At 38.5% G+C, this 22,649-nt stretch carries 19 protein-coding genes, 1 rRNA gene and 1 pseudogene; 13 read left to right on the top strand and 8 right to left on the bottom strand.

Annotated features, from left to right (window positions below):
* Positions 1 to 196: 196 nt before the first annotated feature.
* Entirely contained in the window at positions 197 to 1,693 is a 1,497-nt protein-coding gene (locus H9626_RS01795) for a tyrosine-type recombinase/integrase (protein WP_117652506.1), read from the top strand.
* A gap of 75 nt (positions 1,694 to 1,768) precedes the next feature.
* Here H9626_RS01795 and H9626_RS15050 read toward each other — a convergent pair whose 3' ends face one another.
* Entirely contained in the window at positions 1,769 to 1,981 is a 213-nt protein-coding gene (locus H9626_RS15050) for a hypothetical protein (RefSeq protein WP_306666760.1), read from the bottom strand.
* 877 nt (positions 1,982 to 2,858) lie between these two features.
* On the opposite strand from H9626_RS15050, the gene H9626_RS01790 reads away from it, so the two are divergent.
* The 3 genes from H9626_RS01790 to H9626_RS01780 all read left to right on the top strand — a co-directional run bounded on the left by H9626_RS01790 (position 2,859) and on the right by H9626_RS01780 (position 5,570).
* Positions 2,859 to 3,245, top strand: a complete 387-nt coding sequence (locus tag H9626_RS01790) for a plasmid mobilization protein (protein ID WP_191709359.1) — start codon at positions 2,859 to 2,861, stop codon at positions 3,243 to 3,245.
* 118 nt (positions 3,246 to 3,363) lie between these two features.
* Positions 3,364 to 4,929 carry a relaxase/mobilization nuclease domain-containing protein gene (locus tag H9626_RS01785; protein ID WP_191709358.1) on the top strand — a complete coding sequence of 522 codons (1,566 nt, stop codon included), beginning with the start codon at positions 3,364 to 3,366 and terminating at the stop codon, positions 4,927 to 4,929.
* 401 nt (positions 4,930 to 5,330) lie between these two features.
* A complete protein-coding gene (locus H9626_RS01780) occupies positions 5,331 to 5,570 on the top strand; it encodes a hypothetical protein (RefSeq protein ID WP_225230844.1) in 240 nt (79 codons plus the stop codon).
* A 151-nt stretch (positions 5,571 to 5,721) separates the two neighbouring features.
* On the opposite strand, the gene H9626_RS01775 is transcribed toward H9626_RS01780, so the two are convergent.
* From H9626_RS01775 to H9626_RS01745, 7 genes are all read right to left on the bottom strand, one after another.
* On the bottom strand, positions 5,722 to 6,030 hold the full coding sequence (locus tag H9626_RS01775) for a helix-turn-helix domain-containing protein (protein ID WP_191709357.1): 309 nt from the start codon (positions 6,028 to 6,030) through the stop codon (positions 5,722 to 5,724).
* 633 nt (positions 6,031 to 6,663) lie between these two features.
* Positions 6,664 to 6,771 (bottom strand): 5S ribosomal RNA (gene rrf, locus H9626_RS01770).
* A complete protein-coding gene (locus H9626_RS01765; RefSeq protein ID WP_191709356.1) occupies positions 6,772 to 8,406 on the bottom strand; it encodes an AAA family ATPase in 1,635 nt (544 codons plus the stop codon). It lies immediately after the preceding rRNA gene.
* A 4-nt stretch (positions 8,407 to 8,410) separates the two neighbouring features.
* Positions 8,411 to 8,998: a hypothetical protein gene (locus H9626_RS01760; protein ID WP_191709841.1), complete on the bottom strand. Its 588-nt coding sequence runs from the start codon at positions 8,996 to 8,998 to the stop codon at positions 8,411 to 8,413.
* A 47-nt stretch (positions 8,999 to 9,045) separates the two neighbouring features.
* Positions 9,046 to 11,448 (bottom strand): phospholipase D-like domain-containing protein, encoded by a 2,403-nt coding sequence (locus tag H9626_RS01755; RefSeq protein WP_191709355.1) that lies wholly within the window; start codon positions 11,446 to 11,448, stop codon positions 9,046 to 9,048.
* Entirely contained in the window at positions 11,445 to 15,428 is a 3,984-nt protein-coding gene (locus H9626_RS01750) for an AAA domain-containing protein (protein WP_191709354.1), read from the bottom strand. Before H9626_RS01750 ends, H9626_RS01755 begins: the two co-directional genes overlap by 4 nt.
* Positions 15,429 to 15,434: 6 nt before the next feature.
* Positions 15,435 to 15,857: a hypothetical protein gene (locus tag H9626_RS01745; RefSeq protein ID WP_005837648.1), complete on the bottom strand. Its 423-nt coding sequence runs from the start codon at positions 15,855 to 15,857 to the stop codon at positions 15,435 to 15,437.
* Between the two features lie 279 nt (positions 15,858 to 16,136).
* On the opposite strand from H9626_RS01745, the gene H9626_RS01740 reads away from it, so the two are divergent.
* The 9 genes and pseudogenes from H9626_RS01740 to H9626_RS01700 all read left to right on the top strand — a co-directional run bounded on the left by H9626_RS01740 (position 16,137) and on the right by H9626_RS01700 (position 22,648).
* The gene (locus H9626_RS01740) at positions 16,137 to 16,961 is read left to right on the top strand and encodes a ParA family protein (RefSeq protein WP_191709353.1); all 825 of its coding nucleotides are present in this window, start codon (positions 16,137 to 16,139) and stop codon (positions 16,959 to 16,961) included.
* Positions 16,962 to 16,989: 28 nt separating this feature from the next.
* Positions 16,990 to 17,388 (top strand): hypothetical protein, encoded by a 399-nt coding sequence (locus H9626_RS01735; RefSeq protein ID WP_191709352.1) that lies wholly within the window; start codon positions 16,990 to 16,992, stop codon positions 17,386 to 17,388.
* A 3-nt stretch (positions 17,389 to 17,391) separates the two neighbouring features.
* The gene (locus H9626_RS01730; protein ID WP_191709351.1) at positions 17,392 to 18,009 is read left to right on the top strand and encodes a MarR family transcriptional regulator; all 618 of its coding nucleotides are present in this window, start codon (positions 17,392 to 17,394) and stop codon (positions 18,007 to 18,009) included.
* Positions 17,991 to 18,425: a hypothetical protein gene (locus H9626_RS01725; protein ID WP_191709350.1), complete on the top strand. Its 435-nt coding sequence runs from the start codon at positions 17,991 to 17,993 to the stop codon at positions 18,423 to 18,425. Before H9626_RS01730 ends, H9626_RS01725 begins: the two co-directional genes overlap by 19 nt.
* Before the next feature lie 67 nt (positions 18,426 to 18,492).
* Entirely contained in the window at positions 18,493 to 18,849 is a 357-nt protein-coding gene (locus tag H9626_RS01720) for a DUF4134 domain-containing protein (RefSeq protein ID WP_130053930.1), read from the top strand.
* Between the two features lie 12 nt (positions 18,850 to 18,861).
* Positions 18,862 to 19,152 carry a hypothetical protein gene (locus H9626_RS01715; RefSeq protein WP_057249735.1) on the top strand — a complete coding sequence of 97 codons (291 nt, stop codon included), beginning with the start codon at positions 18,862 to 18,864 and terminating at the stop codon, positions 19,150 to 19,152.
* Positions 19,153 to 19,167: 15 nt separating this feature from the next.
* A pseudogene (locus tag H9626_RS01710) lies at positions 19,168 to 20,460 on the top strand (TraG/VirB4 family ATPase); the annotation flags it as partial.
* Between the two features lie 228 nt (positions 20,461 to 20,688).
* The gene (locus H9626_RS01705; protein ID WP_149874217.1) at positions 20,689 to 21,510 is read left to right on the top strand and encodes a helix-turn-helix domain-containing protein; all 822 of its coding nucleotides are present in this window, start codon (positions 20,689 to 20,691) and stop codon (positions 21,508 to 21,510) included.
* A 31-nt stretch (positions 21,511 to 21,541) separates the two neighbouring features.
* The gene (locus H9626_RS01700) at positions 21,542 to 22,648 is read left to right on the top strand and encodes a site-specific integrase (RefSeq protein ID WP_149874211.1); all 1,107 of its coding nucleotides are present in this window, start codon (positions 21,542 to 21,544) and stop codon (positions 22,646 to 22,648) included.
* The last annotated feature ends 1 nt before the right edge of the window (position 22,649 follow it).

Below are 22,649 nucleotides of genomic sequence, written 5' to 3'. Positions count from 1 at the left end.
TTTTATATCAGGCTGTAATTCACCGTTTTATGGTAATTACAGCCTGATTTGCGCTTAGACGGTTCGTACATTTAACCGCAAAAAATGAGCCAAATAAACGTATTTGTTTTACTCTATGTTTACCCCAAAAATGGCCATGTTTACCCCGTTTACCCCAAAGTTTTCCCCATTGTTTTATCATTAAAATATAGTAGGTATGACAACATTCAAAGCAACGGTAAAAAAGCCAAGATCAGATGGATTCTATACAGTTTACATCAGAGTCACACATCAGCGCAAAACAAGTTATATAAAGACTAACAAGATTATTGATTCGGCTCATATAACCAGTAATGGTGAGTTAACAGACCCGGTAGTGAATGAATATTGTGCTATAATCATACGCCAATATACAGACAAACTGAATCGTGTTGACGCTACATTTTGGGAACTTAAAGATGTCATAGAATTCCTTCACAAAAATGATGAAGAGACATGCTTCAGTGATTATGCGAGAAAGTTTATTTCGAAGATGGAATCTGAAGGGCATGAACGTAATGCTAAAAACTATAAACTTGCAGTCAATCATTTAGAACGGTATATAGGTACTACCAAAATCATGTTTAGCATTCTTACGACTTCTGTTTTAACACAATGGATTGACACATTGTATAAGACCAGCAGAGCAAAAGAAATGTATCCCACTTGCATCAGACAGATTTTTAAGAAAGCAATCATAGAATTGAATGACGAAGAACGTGGTATTTTGCGTATAAAATACAATCCATGGCTAAAAATTATAATCCCAAAATCAGACAATACACTGAAAAGAGCAATCAGTGCAGAAGCTTGTCGTGAATTCTTTAATCGTCCTCTGCCACAAAGTAAAATGGTATCTCCCCTTCCTGAACTCGGCAGAGATATAGCCCTGCTTTCATTGTGTATGGGTGGTATTAACACGATAGACCTTTACGAACTGAAAAAGAAAGATTATAAAAATGGTATTATAGGATATAAGAGAGCGAAAACAAGACATAGTCGTAGGGATGAAGCATACATGGAGATTCGTATTGAACCGTTTATACAGGATACATTTAACAAATATCTATCTACGGACCAAACAGATGAATATCTGTTTAATTTTCATAGTCGTTATAGTAATTCCGATAGTTTCAATGCCAATATAAATATGGGAATCAGGCGAATATGCCAAGATATGGGAATGTCCAAGGAGGAATATTATTGCTTTTATACGTTTCGTCATACCTGGGCAACCATTGCTCAAAACGATTGTGGAGCAAATATGTATGAGGTAGCATTCGGTATGAACCATAGCCATGGATTTAATATAACAAGAGGCTATGTAAAAATAGACTTTACTCCAGCATGGGAACTTAATGCAAAAATCATAGACTTCATATTTTTCAGTAATAAAAACAGTAAACAGAGTTTGGTTCGTAACTTTGAATCACCTTCAGAGAAAATGTTTCGTATTACAAAAAAGATGATGATATATGGAAGAGCATATTTTAAAGGCGAAGTCATTGCCGAAGTTACGGACATAGGTTTTGATACCGTTGATGATGTTATTTCAGCACTTGCCAATCAGCTTCCTAATGACATACCCGTAGGATGTAATGTACAGTTCCGATTAACAAACTGTGATTCTCAAAAAGAAGCAGTATATGTCAGAAGTAAAGGTAAGGGATTCTAAATTGGACACATAGAGGGAACAATTATCCTAATTCATATCAGAACCGTATCATTTCACTTACTGATACGGTTCTTTCTATTTGTCCGGTTGATTCCTGGGCATGATTTCACGGCCTATAATTATAGCAAAGACAAGTATGATAAGCTTCCATATAAGTATGACAGTCTTCTTTACTAGCCATACAGCCAGACGTATGGAAATCCTCAAAAGCCAGAATACCAGCTTCAGGAGCAGCATACCGATAATAAGTACCGGCAGCAGATATATAATCAACAGCAGTTCAAACATAATGTGTAATATTTATGAGTATAAGAGCTTATTAATTATATAAATATACTAAAAATCAATGAGATACAGAAATTTACGCAACACTATTTTCTTGTTGTTCGAGTAGATTTTTACTGATTATCAGTGCTATATCACCATGATAACAAAGCATCTCCAGACTCTGAAAACGAGGTTGTTCTGTCTGAATGTTTCTGCAATACAGTTCAGATAAAATAAGATTTCCCTATAGCCATTTCATCAGCTGAATCAGCTACAAGATTATATTTTCCCTTTTATTGGGATTCCAATAACTTAGATAATCAGGTTACTTTTACCATGCTATCATGGTATCGGGACTACATATTATATTGGATATAGGTTTTATGAGAACAATAGCCATCTATCCCATATAACTATATCTTATGTGTTTTTGAAACTTTGGTTTATCCAACCATATATATCGAAACATTATTTTCTGATTACTGAAATTCGTATTGTTCTAAATTTGAATAATGCTTATAGCATCTATTTCAGAACACACGAAAATTGGTTTGATAAGTTTTAGGACTCTATACAACAATATTCCGCTATATGGATATTCCAAGACAACCAGATGCTACAGCACATGGTCAACAGGAATATGCCTCCAAAGAATTGTGTTGTTGATTTCGGTTTGCAACGGCTTTCTCCGGTAAATTTGGGTGTAATAATCATTCCCGGAGGTCATCTTTCTGCCGTGCAGAGTTTTCCAAGCAAGCAAGTTGTACTTTTGTGGCCACAAAACTCCGTTTCGTACTCACAAAAGTAACTTGCCGAATGCTGGCGCATCGGAGCGGCTAGCCGCTGTTTCGCATGGCGAAAGATGGTCCGGAAAACCTAACCACCAATGTATCCAAGCATGAAGAATCAGAGAACCAAGTACATCAAGGTAAGGATGACACCGGAGGAAGTACAACAGTTTAAGGAGAAATCTGCCTCCTATTCATCTGTGAGCCATTACATACGCTCGGCACTGGCAGAATATTCAAATATCGGTACCAGAAGGCAGCTCGAACTGATGAATGATTTGGGTTTGTTTTACCGGAAATATCAGAATGAACTTTCCTGGGCTGGAGGTAACCTTAATCAGTCGGTTAAACGTGCCAATGAGCTTGCGGTAGCCGGATTACTCGCACCCAGCTATATTCAGGAAGTTCTGTTACCTATTATCCTTGAAACGCAGGAAACATTAAACCGAATAAAGAAAGACCTTGATTCTCTGACACAGAAAGCTGTCAGAATCTGAATTGCAGATTACACGGTATTCAATCATTTCAGATATTATTATTGTGTAACCGTAGACTCATGAGTTTGAAGTATTTCGGTTACTCAGTCACTTAAACCTTGATAAATAAAGATTCAATATGATAGCAACCATATTACCGGGAAGTACAAACTTCCATGCTGTCGGTTACAATGAACATAAAGTCTCGAAAGGTGTTGCACGGCTTATCGAGATTCAGAATTTCAGTTCACTCGGAACATTCCACAAACCTACCCCAAGTGAACTGATCGGTTATCTCCAGAAGTACAGTTCACAAAACAACAGAATCAGGAAACCACAGTTTCATGTGGCCATATCATGTAAGGGACACGAAATGTCGGAAGATGAGTTGTTGGATTTTGCACACCAGTATCTCAAGGAAATGGGATACGGAGAATCTGGTCAGCCGTTGCTTGTTTACTCTCATTATGACACGGAGAATACCCATCTTCATATCATCACTTCGAGAGTGGCACCTGATGGAAGAAAGATTCAGCACAGCCATGAGCGCAGACGTTCTCAAGAAGTCATTGACCATATTCTTGGGAATAACAGGAAAAAGAAAACAGAAGATGATATTGATGCTGCCAAACAATATACATTCTCTTCATTTGCCCAGTTCAAGGCAATAATGGTTTCCATGGGATATGAGGTCTATCAGAAAGATGAGAATGTATTCGTCAAGCATGGTGGAAAGGTTCAGAAGGAAATCTCTTTTTCTGAAATAGAAAGTCTTTTCAAGAGCGGTTATAGGGAAAGGACACGTTGCCGTCAGCTAAGAAGCATATTAAAGAAGTACCGTGATGTAAGTTCCAACAAGGAGGAACTGCAGAAGGAATTGAAAACGAAGTTCGGTATTGACATTGTGTTCTTCGGCAAGAAGGATACACCATACGGATATATGCTCGTTGATCATGCAAACAAGACAGTCATTCATGGTGCAAGAGTACTGGCTGTAGAGGAACTCCTGGACTTCTCTACTCCTGAAGAACGGTTCAACCGGATTGAGGACTATATTGACCGATTACTGACACTTAATCCGAAAATTACCCAGGGGGAAATATACAGTAAAATCAGGAAGCAGCGTGCCTATATCAAGAAAGGCATTATCTACTTTGATGACCAAAGCCGTCCGTTGAAACCTTTTATGGCAGAAGCTATCGACCGTAATAACCGTATAGCCATGGTTGAACTGTTCAGTCCGGCTAATGAAGCTGAACGTGATCTGCTCTGCAAAATCTTCAAAGTATCCCGCACTGATTTAGTGGATATATCTCCGGAAAGAACACACTATCATATTGATGCTGTAAACCGTTTGCGTGAGATATTCAATGATGATACTGTAACCTCGGTCAGAAGCCAACTTCATGAAGAGGGCTTTATTGTCCGTCAGGATGAAGATGTAACTTACGCCATCAATTTCAAGCAACACATCATTATAAATCTTACTGAAGAAAACTTCAATCTTGACCGGCCAAGAAAACAGTTTGTGAAGCAAATTGAACGGCAAAAATACCAGCAACAAACAAAGCCTACTTCACGTTTCTCAGGCAAGGGCAAGCTGCGTGATGCAGGTGGTGGCAGCCATAGCGAGAAACGTGAGTGGGAAGTTGGACAGAAAGGTAGTTATGATGATGTTGATGATGGCAATTCAATAAGAAGATGATTTTAATTATGCCGTTATTAATTTTCATCACTCATTATTATCTGAGTATGATACAGTTTATTGTAATTACTATTCATTGTATATTTATATCTTATAACTCTGATTAAATTACGTGCTACTTTTTGCTTTTATCCAAAAATTTCACGAATATTGCATATCGTCTGTGCATAAAAAGCGTATATTAACAGTTGTCTTAATTTGACTTACTACGTTTCAACAATTTGCACGGCTGTTTCATACATAAAAATTTGATTAGTTTAATTTAGCTCGTTATTAACTTATCATTATGAACTTAACAAAAGAAGAAAAAAACAGTACGCAACATACTTATAAATGTTGCATCAAAAAAACAGCTAATATATTATTCCGATTTGTGCAAAACGGCAAATCTAAGACTTGATATGTCAATCCCTGCTGACAGAGGTAAAATAGGTGAAATTTTAGGTCACATTTCAAGATATGAACATGAAAATGGACGTCCACTTATATCTTCAGTTGTTGTTTCTAGAAGCATGGAACAAGGTGACGGTTTCTTTAAATTAGCAGAGGAATTAGGTTTTGGAAATTGGAAAAAATTAAAAAATGGGAAAATGTTTGAATATGAAATGATTAATAAAGCACATAATTTTTGGTCAAAGTAGAGACCATAGTTTGAACTGTATCAATCCATGAGTTATTAGGTTAAATTATTTTATGGATAAGTATCTGAGAACAAGTTTAATTTAAATAGTATCTAAATCAAAGATTGATACAGTTCTAATTATATTGAATGCTGTTTTTATTTTGGGAGGCTTAAAACGTACTATAGTCTTTTATAGAAGATTGAACATGTTTTTGTGCAACAGTTATTGCATCATAACTTATTTCCTCTTCAACACCTACTGCATCAAGAACTTTATCTGCTAACCACAACGTCAACATCTCTTTCACGTCTTGATGCAAGTATTCTGCAAGCTTAATCACATGTTCACGCTTTGCTCGTCTATCACCTCGTTCAATCTTACTGAACATAGGTGTGTCTATCTCCAGTAGTGCTGCCAATTGTCGTTGTAACACCCCCTGCTTATCTCTGAGTTCTCTAATCCTATTTCCAAATAACATAATGTTATGTTTAAGTTTCGATATTATATTGATTTACTACTCGTTAGTTTCGTCTAATTCAGACGGAATATCATTTGAGGAATTAAATCCGTCCATCTGTTTTGATTAGTTTATTTAATTTCATTTCTTTAAACAAATCAAACAAAAGCATAGAGACGTTACTTATCTGATCTCCCTCATTATGTCAATCATATTGAAGTTGACCATGGTTCGCAAAAATATTTATTGCGATAGTGATGCTGATGTCCATACGTGGCAAGAGCCTTCTATAGAAGGCCAAGTATAAAGCAACTTCCATTGGTATAATACACAAATATCACTACTGTATTATTTTAGTTCTAATTCAAGCATATATATTATAAATGAGCCTTTTACCCTCATGCTCAGGAGGTCTGCTTAGAGAAGAGATATCAGAAGTATCATAATTGATACCCAAATTAAATCAGCGAATCGCTTACCCAATTGTTTCTAAAACTCTTCCCAAAAAGGAGATGTCTTTTTAGGAGCAGCCCCTTTATTGCGAGACTGCTCAAACTATACATCACCATTGTTCAAAAAATAAAATTTATCGAACATAATTCTGTAAAATTTGATAGTTATTGCATCACATGTTATCATCCCTGTTTGCTTCCGGGCTGGCATTCACTTACTCTCCCGCATTTGCAGTACCATCAGCATAAACGCATTTCACTTCTCTGTTCGGAATGGTTAGAGGTGGAGCAACGTTTTGTTAACGCCTAATTATATATTGTTACTATTACTATCTTTCTCAGATAACACCGAATCGAATGAGCGTTCCAGTTCCAATTCTTGACGAGTTAGCAGAATTGGCATTTCCATTCTATTTTCTAAGACAATCTCTTTAGAAGCATTTTTAGCTCTTGAAACAGCAAATTTTCTAAGATCAGTTATCTGTTTCTCCATAGTCTTAGAAAGAGGTACAGTATTTTTGATAGCATCCAAAATATGTATCATCTGTAATTTGGGAGCAATATTAGATTCTTGTGATTCTACATATGCAGTAAACATAGCTTCCTTTACACATTCTTCAATTTCTGCTCCATTAAATCCTTCAGCTTTTTGGGCTAAAATATCTAAAGCAAATGAAGATACATTTTGACGATTTTTTTGCAAATGTATGGAAAAAATATTCTCTTTTTCTTTCTGACTTGGAAGATCCACAAAAAAGATTTCGTCAAATCTGCCTTTTCTAAGTAGTTCTGGAGGCAGTTGATTAATATTATTAGCAGTTGCCACAACGAATACAGGTGCTGTCTTTTCCTGCATCCATGTTAATATTGTAGAAAATATTCTAGAGGTCACACCACCATCTGTAGCTCCACTTGATTGTACACCGCTAAGACCTTTTTCTATCTCGTCAATCCATAATACACATGGAGCAACAGCTTCGGCAGTTGCAATTGCTTTTCGAATATTATCTTCACTCGACCCTACAATGCCCTGAAAGACTTTTCCTACATCTAACCGAAGTAAAGGCATATTCCAACTAGAAGCAATACTTTTAGCTATTAAGCTCTTTCCGCATCCTGGGACACCTAACAAAAGTAAGCCCTTAGGCTCTTTTAACCCCCAATCGCGAGCTTCCTTGTCATATGCTAACTGCCTTTTTTTAAGCCACTCCTTTAAATTTTCCATACCTCCGACATCTTTTAGACTTTCATTTTTTGGAAAGTAATCCAAAATGCCAGATTTCCTAATAATCTGCTCCTTTTCAGAAGATACAGTAAAAGGAGACTTATCGTCAAAGCCATCCTTAACAGAGGCAAGGCAGTAAGCTAAATCTGCCTCCATTGATGTCATTCCTAACGCAGCATCAATCAGTCTATTTCTTAGGTTTGTTTTGAGTTCAACTTTTGACTGCTTCGCCACTATATCCAAAACTTCTCCCAATTCATTACGTTTAGGAAGTGGTATTTGTAATACAGTAATATACTTTTCCAATTCAGCAGGAAGTCTGTAAATTGACGATAGAATAATTGCATGGGTATTGTTATTTGTTGCTTCTGCAATTTTACGGAACATCAATTTAACTTCATCCCTATCAATATGATTATTTATATCATCAAGAACAAATATATTTTTCTCCCCAGACTTTTTTGAGTTAAGAATATAAGCTAACACTTCAAGAGGGTTTTGCATACGCTCAATTCTTTTCTCTGTTTTATCAGGTAATATCTGAACAAGTCCATATACACAATCCCATTGATAGTAATTTACTTTCTTACCTTCTCTACGCAACAGCTCTACAATACCCTTAATCTTTTGTTTCGTTCTGTAGTATTCGTAACTATGAAGATATAATACAGGGTAGTATGCCCTAATCATTAGGATAAGTTTCTGAAAAACATCTTCCATACTATTATGAATTTTGATTTAAATTAATTGTTCTACGAGGCTTCATTTTACTTAAATATTTGGCAGGAACAGGCTTTTTTGTCATTACACGTTTGTTACCTAAATGTTGCTCCAATATATCCATAGCTTCATGAGCCTTTTCGTTTACATCATTTGGTAAATAGTCAGAATCTGTTATAATGGTCCCGTCTTTTAGTATAGTAAATTTAATAGAGGCAAAAGGTTCATCTTCTAGTGGGTCATACGATTTTGCCTCCATATAAAAACTAAACCTTTCTTCTTCTGTAGGTGTAAAAGTATAATTCGATCTATAGGTAAATCCGTTTTTTTCAAATTCAGAGATTAAAGCATTTTTCGAGTATTCAGCATTGAGCTCTTGAAACTTTTCCTTTAATTCTTCTACTTTTACATGTGCATTTGGCATATAATAAGTATTGTAAGTAACCTCGTTAGTTGACACATCTAATCTCAAGGCAAACTCACCATTGAAGTTAGAATCATTTCCAACTTCAGTAACCAATAATATATTGTTTTGCAAAGAATACTTCCATCCTAACGTCTCACATGCAGCCATTAAAACATTAGCATTCATTATTTGAGGGTTTCGTACAAACCTAGATGATTCAAATCTTGACATAATTATAACGAAAATAACAATTCTTCAATATTTTTTAATGGATTATGGTAATCATCTTTATTCAAAAAGATTTTATCTGGAAACAATTGCTTTACCAATTTATTACCCAATCTGATATTATAAAAAGCATACAACTTTTCATCTATAGCTATAAATACACGAGAAGCTCCTTCTTGTTTATCTTTTAATATATTGTATTTGAATAGTTTCCTTAATTCTGAGCTGCTCAATAAAGCAATCAACTTATCCTTCCACTTGTCCCCAATATTTGCTTTTATAGCATTATCGGATAACGACAAGTAAAAGAGAGCTGTGAGATGTTTTATAATAGATATTGAATCTGTAGGCTCTAATTCATAGAAGGACATTGTTAAAGATAAAATCTTATCATAGGATTCTGTATTACCTGCATCATTTTTCTTTTTGGGTTTATATGAATCACTTGCATTATTCACCTTTGACTTCATTGTGGATGAATTAATTAGCTTCTGCAAGTGAATAATTACATTTTGAATATCATCACTTATGATAGAGCCATTGCCTGCAGATGATAATTTAAACAATTTTGCCCTATAAAAACCAACCTCTTTTTGAGATAGGCCATTTGACATTTTGCTTTCAATTTCATTTTTTAATGCCTCTATCTCTTTTGTAAGCAGGTCTGATTTTGCCATAGTTCTACGTTCCTCAAGAATATTGTCGTAATCAATAAATAATTCCTCAAGGTTAGCATCTTTTCTAAAATACTCAATTCTCTCATTTTTGTAGTTTTGTACATCGGCAGAAGGCAATATGGAAATCTCTTGCAATGCTTTTTCAATGTACTTTTCTGCAAATTGTTTCTTTGATAAAAGATATTGATTAATTGCAGCTTGATAATGAGCAAGACACATCTCTTCTGTTCTAACATGAGTGATATTTTTAGATGTCACAGAAAATGATAGAACGTTAAAACTTCCTGTAAACAATACACATTGACCATTTTTTACTTCAATAACATTCTTCTTATGGAATGCAGGAAGCTCAACATGAAAGAACTGTTTACTGTATTCAGTTTCTAAAGTTTCAAGTGCTTTTTGGGATTGGCTTCCTACCATCTTATCCTTGTGGCTGTCAAGCCCTTCGTCTGGAGCAGAGTAAGATATGAACACTTTACCTCCTTGTTTAAGATAATTCTTGATTAAAGGAAGTCTGTTGCGCATAAATGTACCATCTGCTACCCATGGACTGGATAACCATATTTCATCAGGTTTGTCAGTTTGGAAAATATTATGCAATTCGGATTCAAATGCAATAGTATCATATAATGCACGTTTATGAAGCCTTTCTGAAAGATCATTAGAATTAATTTCCTCTGCCTTTTTATTTTCTTCATTTGCTATAGATTGCTTATCCTCTTGCTCAATAAGTTTCTTTTCTGCTGTAATAATATTTGCTACATCTTCCTTTACCAAAGGATCAGACTTGGCAAGGTCTAAATCATTGTAAATCGTAAGGTCTTCACTCTCACTTGCAGCTTGAAGCATTTGGGAAAACAAAGTCTGTTTTAAATCTTCATCATCTTCAATTAATTGAGATAACTGAGGCAAAACACTCTGTGTTACATCGTCATAAACAATAGCCCTGACTTGTTTTGTTCTAATGCTCTGAACAAAACAAACTATCAATTCGTACTTATAAAAATTATGATTTTGTGGGGTTGCATTCTGAAGAATAAATCTTTCCTTTGAACTCTGCATATTTGATGCTTGTATTTCAGAAAGCGCTTTTATTTCTTCAAAGCTTAGAGGGGTTAAAGATTCTTCCTCTTTTAAAAAATCTGATTCATTGATAAGTTGAATATCATCAGATGAGATACAGTCACGTAAACCGGCAAAAGAATGATTATTATTTAAATACCAAAGTTCAAAATCGGAACTAAATGATTTCATTCTCTCACCATGAGCGGCAAATTCTTGTCCCTGTTCCGTGATAAAATATGCGGACTCATCACCCGTCACAAGATTGTATCGAATCATAGAGTCAATAGCATTACGAATCATCTTTTGTTCAGCAATGTCATGCTCTATATCCAATCCTAATATTTTGCCAATATTGGAAAGTGATGTTTGTCCGTCAATACTAATTATTCCAACAATGGCTTTCTCAAATGCTGAAATTTTTTCCGGTTTGTTTGTAACTCCTTTATATAACTGAGCTACAAACTTAATAGTATATGGTATATATCCGATAATGAGTTCAGATATTGCTTTATTTTTATCAATGACATTATTGAGGCGTTGATCCAACGTCTCTTCAATAGTTTCCTTTTTGTCAAAATCCTCTTTTAGAGGTTGTGACTTAAACTTCTTAGACTTTGGGGTAAAATTTTTGTTTCGTCCCTTGTTATATGTATTTTGTTTCATCTTACCAAATGTTGAAGTTGTTTAATATCAAAATGGTCCATCTCATCAATTGATTTTTTATAATGAGCATTTTCTCTAAAGAAGTCTCTATTCCCAATGACAATTAGAAGTCTTCTTGCACGAGAGAAACCGACATTTATACGTCTAATATCTTCAGCAAATCCGTAATGTTTCTCTTTATTGCTTCTCACGGTTGAAATTATGATTATGTTACGCTCCATACCTTGGAACTTGTCCACTACATTAATTCTACAAGGAAGTGACTTGTCAATTTTTCCATCCTTGTACATTTCTTTAATTTTACCATATTGTGCTCCATAGAAAGTTATTATACCTATTTCTTTATCTTCTGGTTTTTCTTGAGAATCCATAAACTTTTGGAAACCGTCTGCTTTTTGCAAGGCTTTAATGACTGTTTTAATAGCATCTAGTTCACCGTAATTTACATATGATGTAGAGCCACTCGGCTGGCTTTCATATGTATTTACATTAACCCAAATAGCATGTGTTTGTGGTTCAATAAACCCAGGAATAGTAAGTCCATGATAACGACTTCCTCTAGCATTATATTGTTCATTATCCATGTCTTCATCAGCAAGTCCACATTTCAGACCTTCTTCAAGTTCTTCACTATAGAAATGACCAATCGTATCCATAATCTTTTTATGCATTCGGTATTGTGTATCCAAAGTTGCGACTATTGATGGTTTGAGTTTGAATGCTGTTCTAAATAATATTTCAAATTGTGACTCCTTGAAGCTTTCGATGGTTTCTGCCAATACTTTTTGATTTGCCTTTTTCAAGGATGTTATGATGTTATTTTCATTCATCATCGGTGGAAGCTGTTTATGGTCACCTATGATGATGATTTTCTTTCCCCATACCATAGGTACAGACATCTCCAATGGTGTAGCCTTACTTGCTTCATCCATAATAACAACATCAAAAGCATTCTCATTGTTACCAAACAAATATTTATATATTTCTTGAAGTTGTTTGGAGCCACATATACTACAAGTGGCAGCAACAAGATTTACATTACTCTTATATGCTTCATAGAAATACTCTCTTGTATTGCGATCTCTGACAGTAAGATCCCTCTTCCATTGATTTATAACAGATGCATACTTAGTATCATCTGTCATGCCTTTAAGAATGGAGTCTATCCAAATGTTTGTACCATTGTCTTCATTCTCAGCACTTGGTTTAATACACCAATCTTCCATAAAGTCCAACATGTACCTTTTTGCTTCTATTCCGATTTCTTTCTCCGTTGATGCATTCTGGATTCGTACAGGTCTAATACCTCTACGCCCCTGCAATCTTTCAAGAGCATTGTCAACTGCAAGGTTAGTTTGTGAAGTTAGAAGAATCTTCGAATCAGGTTTCTTAAGTATTTGTTGCCATATAATCTCTGCAATAACAGTTGTCTTACCTGTACCAGGAGGGCCTTGAATAATTGCAATATCAGGAGCAGAAACAGCTTTTGCTACAGCCTCCAATTGCTTATCATTAAGGAACTTTTCAATTTTTGTTTCTGTTATTCGTTTTTTAACCTCTTCAAGATTCTCATCAAATTCACCTGCATATCTAGGATCAAATAGGAAGTCACATAATCTTGGATTAGCAGGTGCAGGAATCCTTTTAGTTTTTGAATGTGGATAGAACTGGTTTGGATTGGTAATTCGCAACATTGAATCGGCCAATCTTTGTAACTCAGAAGATTTGCCAACCATCGGAAATTGCAAGTAGTCTCCAACATGTATAAATCTCTCAACTCGTCCTTGGGCATTGCGATCCTCCATGTATTCAATAAATTCTGAGCTAATTTCAAATTTAATACTATTGAGTTTTCTTCCAATGCATTTTCCTAGCTTCAAAGCATTTTTCAGCATTTGAGTTCTGTTATTTCTCAGTTCTTTAATTTCATCATAATCCTGATACTCTTCCTCATATGCCAAATCTATCGCTTCATTAATAGCATCATATTCATTAGCCTTGATGAGATTTACGTTCTCATTTATATAACCATTTCTAAGATTCTTTTCAAATTTTATATTTAATTGATGGTCAAACTCAAAAGACAATATAGTTTTACCTTCATCATTTAAATCATATTCATTTGTAAGCAAAGATGGGTATAAAGTTATACTAGAGTTGATAGCATCATGAAATGAAGCTAATTCTTCCAACTCAGTATACTCAATAGTGTAATTGAGAACCTGACATGTTTCATCATTTTCAAAAGAGGCTGTAAAAGAAGGAGCAATCTCAGTTATTTTTTCCGCTACCTCCTTATAAACTTTCTTACAATAGCTAATATCATCACTTAATAATTTGATAGCAACAGAAGGATGATATTCCGGTTCTTGAATACTTAAAGATTCACCACAATGTTGGCGAACTTGAGAAAGTAATTCTATATAGTTGTTATAATCAGCTGGATAAAATTCAACCAATCCTGATGCTGCTTTAACTCTAATCCGTTTGTTAGAAACAAATTTTAACTGCATTTCACGCAACAATCCCTTATTCGGAATAACAAAACAGCCATAGTCGTATTCTTTTTTTATGAAGGTCTTATTATCATATGCAGCAATAACCTTCTGGTGCATCTCGTATGCAGTGTTGAAAAAAGAATAAGAATCATTAGAAGTAAAAATATATGAATTCCCACTTACAGAAAGACCTTCAATTTGCACATCTGGTCTAAAATCTGTAGGTGTAAAGATAGCTCTGCAAGCAGCAATTCTTATACTTTGTATTGCTTGAGAGTTAAAGTTAAGATAACTTTTTCCCTGAGTTTTTATAAGTAGTTGACCACTAACAGAATCAAGTACATCTATCACTCCTGGCATTTCTTTAATCTCAGATATAATTGAAGCTATATTTTGGTTGCTTTTAAACGATGCGACTATAACAGTCCTGCGTTCAGTTGTCAATGTTTCAGGATAATCAGATTTTATTAATTCTTCTAGATATAACGCTTCACTATCATCGTTAAAGGTATATACCCCATCTGCATAGCTATAGTTCGGATCATAATCATTTAGGTTTGAATTTATACTCTCCAACAAATCATCAAGATTTTCTGATGACTTAAGTGTTAAACTACCAGAAAGAATATGCTTTACATCTTCAGCTACTTTATAGCAGTTATCAGCTGCTACATTTGATAACTCTTCAAGAATTTCTTCTGTTATATCAACGTAACCGACAAATGATATTTCTCCTTTTTTATTTGTTACAAAATCTATATTAGGATTACGGTATTTTGTAGCTTGAACACTTTTTATAGCTGAAGTCAATCTTTCCTGAAGAGTTGGAGCTTTAACTTTTAATGTTAATGTATTATACGTGCGGTTATTATAGTGCTCTTTCTCTATGGTTCCGACTTCTTCTACAATAAATAATTCCTTCTTATCTGTATTTAAAGCTCTTTCACCATCAATATATGCTTTCCACATTTTTCGAGATTGTTCTCTATTTATCTCTCTTACTGGTTCTTTCAAGGAAAGAAGACTTGTACAGAAATCCTTGATTTCACGATATGATGTCATAAGGTCATTGCGATCGAGGAAATCCATAAAATTGTGGTTTATGTATTCTTCAGCCATGAATTTCAGATTCATGCTCTTATATTCAGAGGGATCAGTTGGGACAACAAATTCTTCGTCTGAGATATAGCTTAACGAGAATTCAGTTAGATTTTGTCTTGGCGTAACATATATAGATAACTTCAATTCTTCGATAATAAATTGATATTTTCGAAAGTCTTTCTTGGTCTTTCCTTTATAAATAATTTTGCATTGATGGACACCAAGAATAGATTCGAAAATTTCTTTTGCTGTCTGAGTTGTAGATTTAAGATAATTCTTGCTACACTCAAAGGCTTGTTGAGAGTATACAATAATACATGGCGTTGACTCCAGTACCTCTGTAAATAATTCTTCCGTGAATGTTCTATCTAATTCAGCCATATTATTTTATTTTAGATAAACTATACTTATGTTTCGGTCGTACATATTTAATTGAACACGTATAATTTCCTCATTTTCAATAAGTAAAACTACACCATAATCCGCGAATGAAGCCCCCATGCTATCATACCCATAACCACGAAGTTGAACTATATTGTCGCTAACATTAGTAATGCGCATACGTTTTGGAGACATCTGTATATTGTTCTGCCACAAAGGGTGCATACCGTCCAAGTTAAACATAGTGACGGTATATCCTTCTCCATCTTCAATATTTTTTTCTATAACTAATCTTCTATTTGCTCCATAGTTATGGCCAGATATATCTTGATTATTTTGAAATCTTACGTGATCTGAAGAGGTGAAAGTAACAGAACCTTTTGGTGGGAAATTATTGCCTTCTATGAGATTTTTAATGAATTTATCCATTGTTATTTGTTTTTGGTACAAAGTTAATTAAATGTCCAAAAAGTGACAAGTTTATATTTGTGCAATGTATGAGTATTGTTACACGAAATCATATGACATAAACAATTATTGTACAATGTAATGTACTATTGTAACTTTTATAGTTAAATAAAATATGCGATTCAGATTTCATCTATCTGAATATTCCGGTTTATCCATCCCAAATCACAAATGTGTTGCACATTTCTTACCAAAAAAACTTAGTTAATACATTTGTCACAAAATCAATCAATACTTGAAATGATACAAACTCCGGTTATAGTGACATTTGCCAATCAGAAGGGAGGTGTCGGAAAGACTACCCTTTGCGTCACCTTTGCCAACTATCTGGTGACGAAGGGTGCAAGAGTTGTGGTAATAGACTGCGACTTCCAGCACTCCATCATGAAGTGTCGAAAAGCAGACGTCAGAAAATACGGCGAACAGGAAATGCCATACGAGGTATGGGCATACGAAGCCAATGACAAGGCAATGATGACTTCTCTGATGGAGAAGCTGCACAATGATCCTGAAATTGACGTTGTACTTATGGACTCTCCCGGAAGTCTGAAGGCGGAAGGGCTGATACCCATGTTCGTCAACTCGGATATTATTATTGTTCCATTTCATTATGACCTGGTAACCGTTCCGTCCACGGCCAGTTTCCTCATGTTTGTTGACCGGCTGAAAAAGGCTGTCGGTGAAAGGATGAAAGCCAGACTCTTCATCATTCCCAATCTGAATGACGGAAGAATCGGCAAGCGTTCCGAACTGCTTATCTGGGACAATGCAAGGGATACCTTCTCCAACTATGGATATGTCACTGCGAAGATTCCCAAACGTGCGGATATGGAACGGTTCAGCACCATGGCGGCACTGGACATGCAGGCCGCTATCGTTACACCGGTCTTTGATAAAGTCTATCAGAGTATCTTCGATACACTTCAACCGATAAGGGAAAAAGAACTCAAAGGCATACAGCTGACGGAAAATCTGAATCCTAAACCTAAGAAGAAAAAGAAGGCACAGCCGTCTGATGAAGCTTCACAGGACAGTAACGAGACTCAGAATAAAGAACTAGAATAATCAGTAAAACTTCAATAACCATAGCACTATGAGTAAGGATATACCGGAAATAGATGACCTGACAAGAGGCATCAATGATTCAGAACTTATATTGACGCAAAATTCCGTAGAAACCCAGGTTGAGCAAAAGGAAAAGAATAATGAAGCACAGGAAAAGGATACTGCTGTTTCCCTTTCGGATACAGGATGCTGGGATGACTTCATGGAATTCCTTCAATCGGACAGTTCGGGAACGGACAAAACAGAAAGGCTCGTCTGCAAACTCGACCGTGACCTTGCTGATTCACTGGACGACTGCGATATACATGGCAGATGCCGCTCTGACCTGGTGAATGCCATCGTAAGGGCATTCTTCAAGTCCTACCTGCCACGTCTGGCAGAATACAGAAGGGAAAAGAAATCGTTGTTTAACAGTTATAATCTGTAGGATATGAAAAAGACTGACTGGACCGACAGGATGCTGGCCGTTCTGGTCGAGCTGTATCCGGTAGAGACCACGGCCTATACAGCTGCTGTTCTCAACCTGAGCGAATCGACCGTCAAGCTAAAAGCCCGTGAGCTTGGACTTGTAAAAATGGCCAAATCCAGATGGATGGAGCGTGCCGACTATATCAGAAACCATTTCCAGGAGTGTTCCTTCTCTGAGATAGGGAAAGCTCTCGGCATTACCCGGATGAGTGTAGGACGCATAGCCGCTGCAATCGGACTGAAACGCAGCAGTGAAGAAAAGCACCTGATTTCCTCACGTATCCGTACTCAGATGGTAAAGAGGGAAAGACGGCGTATCGTCTTCGGACTGGAACCCATAACCGGTATCCGTGTTATTTCCAACAGGGCAAAGGTAAGGGTACGCTCCAACATGAAGTCAAACGGATACATCATCAGTGAGGAACACAACGTGATTTATTATACCGGCACTACGGAACGCAGGGAACGTCTGGAAAGCCGGGGTATCAGACTGGGACTGCATATCCTTCCGCTTCCGCAGGACAGTTCCGCTCTTCCTTCCAACATCATATTACAACAGCCATGCAGTACGGACAGATAGTATTCCTTCTCTTCGTGGTAATGGTATTCTACTATGCGGCAATGATTTTCATGGACTTCCAGAGGGTAAAGGCCGCACAGAATGCCGAGCAGGACAGCCATAAAGAAGAGGACATAGACATATCGGAAGAGGCACGAAGCTTCAGACCGATAAGGATAAACCGGGATGAACCTGAATCCAAAGAACAAAGTTCAGAACAGAACAATACGGAGAATCCCGAATCAAATAATGAAAGCAATAATTCTGACGGTAAAGAGAAATCTGAATCCCAATCAGAATCTTCCAGACACGTTTACCGGGAGGCCATCATGACTGACGGCATTCTGGTAGAGAATATAATTCAGGAAATAAACCGACTGGCAGAGACCGGTACCAGTGACCTCGGTGCCGTTATCTTCAGCTGTGAGAACGCCTGATATTATATACCGTTCCTTTAGTGACATCTGTTTCTTTGGCGATGAAATCCTTTAACATTATTCAGAAATGCAGATAATAAAGAAAAATGCCCGGAATCTTACGGAGCGTTTCATCGGTTCAAGTTTTGGACAGAAGTGTGTGGTGGCGGCAATTGCACTGGTTATTTCCACATCCAATGCAATGGCAGGAAGCAAGGGTGCCGCAGGTTTTACCAAGGCAACTCAGGAAGTCAGTTCCTACCAGACTCCGGTATCGAACCTGATGAAAGCTATTGCTGCCGTTATCGTTCTGGTCGGTGCATTCAACGTCTATTTCAAGATGCAGAATGGAGACCAGGACGTAAAGAAGACCATCATGCTTACCATCGGAGGCTGTATCGCATTTATCGCACTTTCGGAAGCTCTTCCGCTGTTCTTCCAGTAATCCTTTCCCGGCATGACAATGAATCAGGAAGGATACCCTGTGTTCAAGGGATTGCAGAAACCGCTGGAGTTTATGGGCATACGTGGCCGTTTCCTTACTCTGGCAGCGGCAGCCATAGGCATATCATTCGTAGGCTTCATCGGTTTCTCAATCGCCTTGGGAAAGATTGCAGGATTCATAGCCATGATGGTCATGGCACTGGTGGGACTGATAACAATCTACATCAAACAGCGTGGTGGACTCCACAACAAGAAAAGGGCAAGAGGCATCTATATCTACAGAAGCTTGAGAAAAGAACAGTAAATCACTTTATACAGTATGGCACACAAAAGGAAAAGAATTTTTGACGGACTCTATGCGCAGCTGGAGGAGACGGACGGCAATGTCGTGCTGTTCTCGGCCAGAGGCGAGCCGTCCGTTATCTTCGAGATTACCAATCCGGTCCAGCAGCTCTGTACGGATGCGCAACAGTACATGCTGTTTCATGACGTGCTATCCAATATCCTTCAGACCATCGGTGAGGGATATGCACTGCAGAAGCAGGATATTCTGTGCAGACAGGCATATCACCATGACGTGCCGGATGATGCGGAGTTCCTGACAAGGAGCTATTTCAGATACTTCGAGGGAAGGGTGTTCACAGAGATAAGGACTTTTCTTATCCTTACCCAGGAGGCTCAGAGAAGCCAGTTCATCCAGTATGACCCGAAGAGATGGCTTGACTTCCATTCCAAGGTATCAAAGACAGATGATATTCTGACGGAAAAGCATATCCGGCACAGGAAGCTCGGCAAGAAGGAAGTCAGCGAGTACTGCCACCGTTTCATGGCATTCCAGTTCCGGCACGGACCGTTCTCGATGACCAACTTCAAGGCTTCGGACGAATATCTCAGGACAGGTGACCGTATCATCCGTTCCTATCCGCTGGTGGACATTGACGAGATAAACCTGCCTTCCATGGTAAAGCCGTACACGCAGATGAACATCAACGGATACGGAATTGCTACAGACCTGCTTTCTTTCCTTACCGGCGTCCCCTACTCGGACTGTGTGGTGTTCAACCAGGTCATTCAGATACCGGGACAGAGGAAGTTGCTGCGCAAGCTTCAGGCCAAAGCGAAGCGTCACGGTTCCATGCCGGACCCGAGCAACCGTATTGCCAAGGCTGACATTGAGGAAGTGCTGGACAGGCTGGCCGTTGACAGTACCATGCTTGTGTACTGCAACTTCAACATTCTGGTGAGCTGTCCCCCTGACAAGGTTACTCCTGTAACTTCCTTTCTGGAGACAAAGCTGTATGAGTGCGGCATCATGCCGTCAAGAACAGCCTACAATCAGCTGGAGCTTTTCATGGACAGTTTTCCCGGTAATGGCTATGCTTTCAACCCGGACTATGACCTGTTCCTGACACTTTCGGATGCTGCACTTTGCTTTTTCTTCAAGGAGCATCTGAAGGAATCCGAAGATACACCGCTGACTACATACTACACCGACCGTCAGGGATTGCCTGTCTGTATCGACATTACCGGCAAGGAAGGCAAAAGGAAGATGACGGACAATGCCAACTTCTTCTGTATCGGTCCTTCAGGTTCCGGCAAGTCGTTCCACATGGAGAAAAACAGGACAAAATAAAAGCAAGCACTTGTAAAATTCAGTGTTATAAAAACCTGATTTTCAACTAATATGTTTTAACAGACGAGAATTTTGGCTATTGGCGTTTAGTCCTCATTGGAGTAATTTTGTACCACAGTTGTACCTCACAAGAGGGGTCGCACGGTTCGACTTCCTTTCAGCAGCGTGCAACAGCGTTCAACAATGTGCAATTTAATTTCTTCGATGATGGACCGTCAAAATGAACACAAATTAACAGGTCAGCCCGACTTCGGTTGGGATATGCCAAACAAGCCGTTCCTCACCATTGGGGAGGTGGCGGACATACTGCAAGTGAGCAGCCGCACCGTGTATAACCTGATTTACAAGGGTACGCTACGGGCTTGCAGGATTACATACCACATCACGCTAATCACCAAGGAGGATTTCTTTCTGATGATTAAGGAAACAACCTACTGCAAGCGGAGCGTTTCACTATTCGCAAAGCAGAGTAAAAAAACAAAGAAGAAAATGGAAGAAGAAAGACAGGACATAGGAGAAACCAACACTTCCCGACAAGAGGGGAAGAAAGGAACAAAGGGCAGCCCGACCAAACGGAGGCTCATTCCGGCGGCAAACTACAAGCAGTCCGTTCGTGACACATTTACGGACAGGGAAAGTGTCGGCGGCGACCTTTATACGATGGCGGAGATATGCCAAAAGTTCAATTATACCTACGGACGGTTTTACAACCTCCGTATGCGGTACTCAATACCGTGCATCAAAGCCAACTCCACCAAATGTTTCCCGAAAGCGGAAGTGGACAAGGCGATGGCGGAAGAGGACGAGCGGTTGGGCAACAACCTTACGGAACATTGGTATTCGTGCTTCGACATCATGCGCCTGTTCGGGCTGGGCAAGACCCAAGTCCGCAGGTTCGCCCTCACGCACGGGGTACGGACAAAGCGCATACACGGCAACCGCCTTTACTACCTGAAAGCCGACTGGGATGCGGCACGTAAGGAAGCGGAGCGGAAAAGCGCAAGCACGAAAGCCAAACGGGAAGAATAACCATTTATAACCAATTAAATACACAACCGATATGACAAACATTTGTACGAAAGTGACGGTCAGGAAACGACCTATCAAGAACGGGCAGTTGTCACTATACCTTGACTTCTACCCACCCATCAGGCACCCGAAAACGGGCAAGCTGACAAGGCGTGAATACCTCGGTATATACATCTATGCCAACCCGACAGAGAAGTTTGAAGCTGAGTTCAACAAGACCATGCTCCGCAATGCGGAACTTATCAAGTGCAGGAGGACGGAAGCCATCATCAACGAGGAGTTCGGTTTTCTCGACCGCAACAGGGGCAAAGAGAGCTTCTTGGAATACTTCCGCTCCAAAATGGCGGACGATGACAATTTCAGGAATTGGAATGTAGCCTACAAGCACTTTGAAAAGTATTGCGGCGGTAGCTGCACTTTTGATGATTTGACCGTGGAATACTGCCAGGGATTTCTCACCTATATGCTCTCGCTTACAACGCAGAACAAAAGCAAGATGATGGCATCCACCGCCAACAACAACCTGAACAAACTGAAATGTGTCCTGCGCCAAGCCTACGAGGAAAGGCGGATAAAGGAGAACATCGCCCCACGGCTGAAACACGCCAAGGAAGCCAACACAAGGCGTGAGTTCCTGACACTTGACGAGGTGAAGATGCTTGCGGACACGCCTTGCGAGAAACCTGTTGTAAGGTCGGCGGCTCTGTTCTCTTGCCTTACAGGATTGCGCATCAGCGACATCATCCGTCTGCAATGGGAGAACATCATCAAATCGGCGGACGGTGGCTGGTGTATGCATATCGTCACCAAAAAGACAAGGACGGAAGCTGTGTTGCCATTATCGGATGAAGCCCTCGCCCTCTGTGGCGAGCGTTCCACAGGGCAGGTGTTCAAGGGAATGACACAAGCCTTGCTCCCCTTGTATCTCAAAGATTGGATAAAGTCGGCAGGCATTACGAAGCACATAACCTTTCACTGCTTCCGGCATACCTACGCAACCCTGCAACTCGCCGCTGGTACCGACCTTTACACCATTTCTAAGATGCTTACGCACAGCAACGTGGCGACCACACAGGTTTATGCCGATGTGGTGAACGACCTGAAGCGCAAGGCTTCCGAACAGATTACACTCAAATAAA

Origin of the sequence: Phocaeicola faecium (genome assembly GCF_014837055.1) — a bacterium.
GTDB lineage: Bacteria > Bacteroidota > Bacteroidia > Bacteroidales > Bacteroidaceae > Phocaeicola > Phocaeicola gallinarum.
The sequence above is the reverse complement of the archived record's forward strand: the minus strand, read 5'-3'. Positions and strand labels throughout refer to the sequence as shown.

What these genes read in the sequence shown, in the direction of transcription:
- H9626_RS01795 (WP_117652506.1), top strand. Translation starts at nt 197, where the DNA reads ATGACAACATTCAAAGCAACGGTAAAAAAGCCAAGATCAGATGGATTC.
- H9626_RS15050 (WP_306666760.1), bottom strand. Translation starts at nt 1,981, where the DNA reads ATGTTTGAACTGCTGTTGATTATATATCTGCTGCCGGTACTTATTATC.
- H9626_RS01790 (WP_191709359.1), top strand. Translation starts at nt 2,859, where the DNA reads ATGAAGAATCAGAGAACCAAGTACATCAAGGTAAGGATGACACCGGAG.
- H9626_RS01785 (WP_191709358.1), top strand. Translation starts at nt 3,364, where the DNA reads ATGATAGCAACCATATTACCGGGAAGTACAAACTTCCATGCTGTCGGT.
- H9626_RS01780 (WP_225230844.1), top strand. Translation starts at nt 5,331, where the DNA reads ATGTCAATCCCTGCTGACAGAGGTAAAATAGGTGAAATTTTAGGTCAC.
- H9626_RS01775 (WP_191709357.1), bottom strand. Translation starts at nt 6,030, where the DNA reads ATGTTATTTGGAAATAGGATTAGAGAACTCAGAGATAAGCAGGGGGTG.
- H9626_RS01765 (WP_191709356.1), bottom strand. Translation starts at nt 8,406, where the DNA reads ATGGAAGATGTTTTTCAGAAACTTATCCTAATGATTAGGGCATACTAC.
- H9626_RS01760 (WP_191709841.1), bottom strand. Translation starts at nt 8,998, where the DNA reads ATGAATGCTAATGTTTTAATGGCTGCATGTGAGACGTTAGGATGGAAG.
- H9626_RS01755 (WP_191709355.1), bottom strand. Translation starts at nt 11,448, where the DNA reads ATGAAACAAAATACATATAACAAGGGACGAAACAAAAATTTTACCCCA.
- H9626_RS01750 (WP_191709354.1), bottom strand. Translation starts at nt 15,428, where the DNA reads ATGGCTGAATTAGATAGAACATTCACGGAAGAATTATTTACAGAGGTA.
- H9626_RS01745 (WP_005837648.1), bottom strand. Translation starts at nt 15,857, where the DNA reads ATGGATAAATTCATTAAAAATCTCATAGAAGGCAATAATTTCCCACCA.
- H9626_RS01740 (WP_191709353.1), top strand. Translation starts at nt 16,137, where the DNA reads ATGATACAAACTCCGGTTATAGTGACATTTGCCAATCAGAAGGGAGGT.
- H9626_RS01735 (WP_191709352.1), top strand. Translation starts at nt 16,990, where the DNA reads ATGAGTAAGGATATACCGGAAATAGATGACCTGACAAGAGGCATCAAT.
- H9626_RS01730 (WP_191709351.1), top strand. Translation starts at nt 17,392, where the DNA reads ATGAAAAAGACTGACTGGACCGACAGGATGCTGGCCGTTCTGGTCGAG.
- H9626_RS01725 (WP_191709350.1), top strand. Translation starts at nt 17,991, where the DNA reads ATGCAGTACGGACAGATAGTATTCCTTCTCTTCGTGGTAATGGTATTC.
- H9626_RS01720 (WP_130053930.1), top strand. Translation starts at nt 18,493, where the DNA reads ATGCAGATAATAAAGAAAAATGCCCGGAATCTTACGGAGCGTTTCATC.
- H9626_RS01715 (WP_057249735.1), top strand. Translation starts at nt 18,862, where the DNA reads ATGACAATGAATCAGGAAGGATACCCTGTGTTCAAGGGATTGCAGAAA.
- H9626_RS01705 (WP_149874217.1), top strand. Translation starts at nt 20,689, where the DNA reads ATGGACCGTCAAAATGAACACAAATTAACAGGTCAGCCCGACTTCGGT.
- H9626_RS01700 (WP_149874211.1), top strand. Translation starts at nt 21,542, where the DNA reads ATGACAAACATTTGTACGAAAGTGACGGTCAGGAAACGACCTATCAAG.